The 4,655-nt window shown below is 69.9% G+C and carries 3 protein-coding genes; 1 reads left to right on the top strand and 2 read right to left on the bottom strand.

The window, feature by feature from the left end:
• A partial coding sequence (locus ABZ719_RS37265; protein ID WP_366729606.1) for a PP2C family protein-serine/threonine phosphatase occupies positions 1–751 on the top strand: 751 nt, incomplete at its 5' end.
• Between the two features lie 198 nt (positions 752–949).
• Here the strand turns inward: ABZ719_RS37265 and ABZ719_RS37260 are convergent.
• A complete protein-coding gene (locus ABZ719_RS37260; protein ID WP_366729605.1) occupies positions 950–1,291 on the bottom strand; it encodes a hypothetical protein in 342 nt (113 codons plus the stop codon).
• A gap of 19 nt (positions 1,292–1,310) precedes the next feature.
• Complete coding sequence (locus tag ABZ719_RS37255; RefSeq protein ID WP_366729604.1) at positions 1,311–4,382, bottom strand: DNRLRE domain-containing protein; 3,072 nt, start codon at positions 4,380–4,382, stop codon at positions 1,311–1,313.
• Positions 4,383–4,655: the final 273 nt, after the last annotated feature.

Here is a 4,655-nt window from a genome sequence, read left to right as displayed (position 1 = left end):
GACAGCGCCGATGAGCGTGGCGGCCGAGATGCAGCGGCACCTCACCCCGCCCTCGGCGTTCGCCGGGCGCGCCACCACCGTGGCTGCGGTCTCCGAGCCGGCCTACGAGGTGGGCGGCGACGCCTTCGACTACGCCATCTCCGGCGACGTGCTGCACCTGTCGGTGTTCGACGCCATGGGTCACGACGCCACAGCGGGCCTGACCGCCAACATGGCGGTCGCCACCTGCCGCAACGCCCGGCGTCAGGGCGCCGATCTCGTCCAGACGTCCCAGGCGGTGGAGGACGCCCTGATCGAGCAGTTCGGCACCACCCGCTACGTGACCGGCATTCTCACCGACCTCGACCTGAAGACCGGAAGGCTGGCCTGGGTCAACCGCGGGCACCACCTGCCGGTGATCCTCGCGGCAGGGCGCTGGGCCAGAGAACCGCAATGCCCACCCGCCGGGCCCATGGGGATCGCTCTGGACCTTCCTGTCACCGTCTGTCACGAACAGCTCCAGCCCCATGACCGGCTCGTCCTCTACACCGACGGCATCGTCGAAGCCCGCGGCGCGGACGGCCGCCAGTTCGGCCTGGACCGCTTCACCGACTACCTCGTACGCCACCACGCCGACCGGCTCACCGTCCACGAGACACTGCGCCGCATCATGCACGCCCTCCTCGACCACCACGACGGAGAACTCGACGACGACGCCACCGTCCTGCTCGCCGAATGGCGCGACCCCGACCAGGACAACCTCACTCCCTGACCAGCACCCGACCACCCCTTGCGCTGCCCCGCGACCGAGAAGAGGTGAACACATGCCAGACTCCCGCGACGCGCGGCAGGCCGCGGCGGACGCCGTCCGCACCTCATCGCCACCGGACAGGCCGTGAAGACAGGACAGGCCGGGCCGACGAGTCGGTGCTCGACGGCCCGGCCTGTTTCCCACCGAGGGTTCAGTGCGTCACGGCACTGTCGCGAGGCCCGCCGCCAGGCCGCCCGCGAGTGCCACGGCCGGTGCGACACCGCGGGCCGGGGTGAGTGCGGCGAGCGCCTGGGCCGCCAGGGTGGGCAGCAGCAGGCCGGCCAGACCGAGGAACAGCGGATCGGTGTGGGGCCGGGCAGCCAGATGGCCGGCCAGCAGTCCCGCAGCGGCCGCGAGCAGGGAGCCGTACGGCATCCGCTCGCCCATACGCGGCCACCGTGCCGTGTCGGCGCGCTGCGCCGGGGAGCGGCGGGCGCGCACCATCAGATAGGCCACGATCAGGGTCAGTTGCGCGGCGATCGCGAGCCCTGCGATCCACATGGTGTTTCCTCCTTCCGGGTCAGAACTTGCAGTTGCTCTTGATCGAGTTGATGCCGAGGATGCCGGCGACGATCTTGCGGCCGTCCGTGGTCAGCTTGTGCCGCTTGAGATACGTGCGGATGATGTTCGCCGTCTTGCGGAAACCGACCTTCTTCACCAGCCGTACAGCCGTGATGACCTTCTTGCTCGAGCCCTGGGGCGTGAAGCCGTAGATGAAGCTGGCGACCGACGCGGCGCACTTGGTCACCTTCCACGCCGTGGACCAGAATCCGGGGTCGATGACGACCGGGAAGGCGGTGGCGGCGGTGAAGTCGACGGTCTGCACGAGGTAGCCGTCCTTGACCTCGTAGCGGGTCGGGACGTCCTTGCCGGCCGCGTCCTTGGCCCAGGGCGCCTCGAAGAAGCCGATCTGCTCGCGGGGCTGGTCCGGGACGATGGTGAAGATCTGCGCGTCGGTCACGGCGGTGGCCGCGGCGCGGGCCAGGGCGGCGTCCGCGCCCGTGGCGGATGTCTCCACGGTCACGAACTTGCCGTTGGCGAGGGCCTTGAGCGCGAACGCGCCGTTCTGCTGCTTGACCGGCGTGAACTTCTCCCACGTGCCGACCGAGTCGGCGCGGGCGCGCAGCATGCCCTGGCGGATGCCGGTGTAGTTGTTCTCGACACTGACGTACTTGCCGTTCGCCTGCGACTTCAGGGCGTAGGTGCCGTCGGTGTTCGCGACCAGGGTGAACTTCTCCCAGGTGCTGTCGGTGGTGGCCGAGGCGCGGATCTTGCCCGCCTGGTCGCCGGCGTCGTTCACCCGGGCGGAGAGGTAGCCGCCGTTGGCGCCGGCGATGACGGAGACCGTGCCGGTGGGGACAGCGCCGTCGAGAACGGAGACGCTGCCGTCCTCGTGGGTGACGATGTCGACGTCCTCGGGCAGTTGGAGGGCCGTCCGGTAGGAGTGCGGCGCGTCGGCGTTCTTGATCACCTGAAGGGTGCGGACGCCGCCTTCGGCGGTGGGCTGGGTGACGGTGTCCACGTTCTGCGCCGGGTCGGTGTAGACGACCGTGCCGCCCACCGACGTGCCCTTGGCCGTGCCGCCGGGCAGGCCCAGGGAGGCGAAGCCGCCGTTGCCGTCGGCGATGTCGATGGTGCCGGAGGCGTTCCAGGGCACGCCGACGGTGTTCTCGTCCGTCGTCGCGATCGCCGCGTAGGTGCTGTTGCTGGTGGTGGCGGCGGTGACGTCGGCGGCTTCGGAGGCGGCGTTGGCGTAGCCGAGGGTACGGGTGGCCGCGTCCATCGCCCAGGCGGTGTCCACGTGGAACGTGGCCGGGGCGGACCAGCCGTTGGCCCAGTGCGTGCCGTCGAAGGTGGTGGTGCGGAAGCTGTAGGTGTGGCCGGTCAGCAGCTTGCCGGCCGGCACCGTGACCTGCGCGGTCGTACTGGCGGGTACGAAGGCGGAGTTGAGGCTGGTCACGACCTCGCCGGTGGCGAGATCGGTGATCTCGAAGGTGCCGCGGACCTGGTCGTCAGGGTTGGCGTCCTCGGTGGAGAAGCGCAGCGTCGGGGTGGTCGTGGCGACCTTGTAGATGCCGCCGTCGCTGACGAACGGCGGTCCGGCCTGGAGGTTGACGCCGTTGCGCGGACGGTAGTTGTACGTCACCTCGAGCTGCGGTATGCGGTCCTCGGCGGCGTCACCGGAGTAGAAGCGCTTCCAGCCGTACGTGTCGTTCTCGTCGGTGGCGCGCAGTCCGATGGAGCCGGTGTCGGCCTTGGCGCTCGCCCAGACCTTGGCCAGCTCGGTGATGTCCGCGCTGACGTAGCCCTCGTTGTCGCACGTGGTGGACTTGGTCTCGGTCGAGGTGGCGAACTTCTGCTTCCACTGCGGCTGCCTGGTCCACCGGGTGTCGGTGTCGGCCGCGTCCGTGGCCCACACCTCCCAGCCGCGCGCCTGGCAGGACCAGGAGTGGTAGTTGTACAGCTTCAGCTTCGCGTCGGTGACCAGGGCGTCGGCGAACGGCGAGGTGCGGAAGGTGAGGAAGGAGCGTGCCACCCGCGGGGTGGTGCCCACGCTGTCGCCCGGCCAGCCGATCTTCAGGTCGGTGGAGGCGGACTGGTCGGCGGTTTCGCCGCCCTGCACCCACGTGTCGAACAGCACGTCGAGGACGTCCGCGGCCGGATCGATCGTGACGGGGTACCGCGTCCTGGGGTCGGCCAGCCACTTGGGGTCAGGAGTCAGGCGCAGCTCGACGCTGTCGCCGTTCTGGGCGATCTTCAGCGGGACGGGCCGGCGGTTGGTGTGTTCGCCGGAGCGCTCGTCGACCGAGGCGTCCCACATCGTCGGGGCCGGGATGGTGGAGACGCGCTCGCCGCTGGTCTTGTCGGTGAACAGGATCGAACCGTCGTCCTGTGCCTCGGCCTTGAGTCCTGTGACCTTCAGCGGCAGCACCAGCGGGGCACCGTCCTGGGGACGCTTGTTCAGCGTCAGGTACTGCTCGAAACCGCTGCGGGTGGCGTCGACGACGAGGTCGGCGCCGGGTACCGCGTCGCGGTAGGTGGCGCGGTTGCCGTCCAGGACGGGCGCGGGCAAGCCGCCCTTCCACTGCACCGACAGGCGCTGGTGGCCCGAGCCGAGCGTGATCAGGTCGCGGGCGGCGGTGTCCGGGGCCAGCGCGGCGTGCGCGACCGAGGCGGCGCGGGCGCCGCCGGGGCCTGCGAGCGTGAGGTTCTCCGGGTGGGCGTGCGAGCTGACCGTCCCGTCGCCGTTGCGCTTCAGGTCGATGTCGACATCGGTCCACGCACCGTTCTTGATCATGCGGATGGGGCCGGCCGACTGGACGGTCGTCAGGGTGCCGTCGGGGTTGGCGTAGGTGGTGGTCGTCTCGGTGCGCTGGTCCAGCACCTCCACCCGCCGGTCGAAGGCCTTGGCGGCGGCCAGGGCCGCTTCTGCGGTGGCGGCCTCGGTGACCGGCTTGCTCTTCGGTACCTCCACCACCGCCGGTGCGGTGGGCCGTTCCGCGGCCACCGCCGTGTACGGGGCCGCCGCCAGCACGGCGATCGAGGTCAGCGTCGCGATGCCCATCGTGCGGGCCCGCAAGCTCCTATGCACTTGTTTTGCTCCTCAAACATGGCTAAGTCGGCTTCTGCGCACACAGATCGTGCAATGAGCGCGGAAGCCGACACTTGAGATGATCATACCCATGGTGAGAATTTGATAAGAACCGGTGCCGGATGGGGGGCGGTCGTGTAAGAGCTGCGAACAAAAGGGGAGTCCGATCAGCTCGCGACGTCCGGTGCGTGCGATCGCAAGGCGCCGGAAGGTCCTTGTAGCGGAGCTGTCAGGGCCTTTCGGCAACGCCGCGAGCGTGCGTGCCGGGCGTCG

This window comes from Streptomyces sp. NPDC006743, from assembly GCF_040703815.1.
Classification (GTDB): Bacteria; Actinomycetota; Actinomycetes; order Streptomycetales; family Streptomycetaceae; genus Streptomyces.
This window is presented reverse-complemented; position numbering and strand designations above follow the sequence as displayed.

Coding starts and splice junctions, on each gene's coding strand:
- ABZ719_RS37260 (WP_366729605.1), bottom strand. CDS start 1,291: ATGTGGATCGCAGGGCTCGCGATCGCCGCGCAACTGACCCTGATCGTG.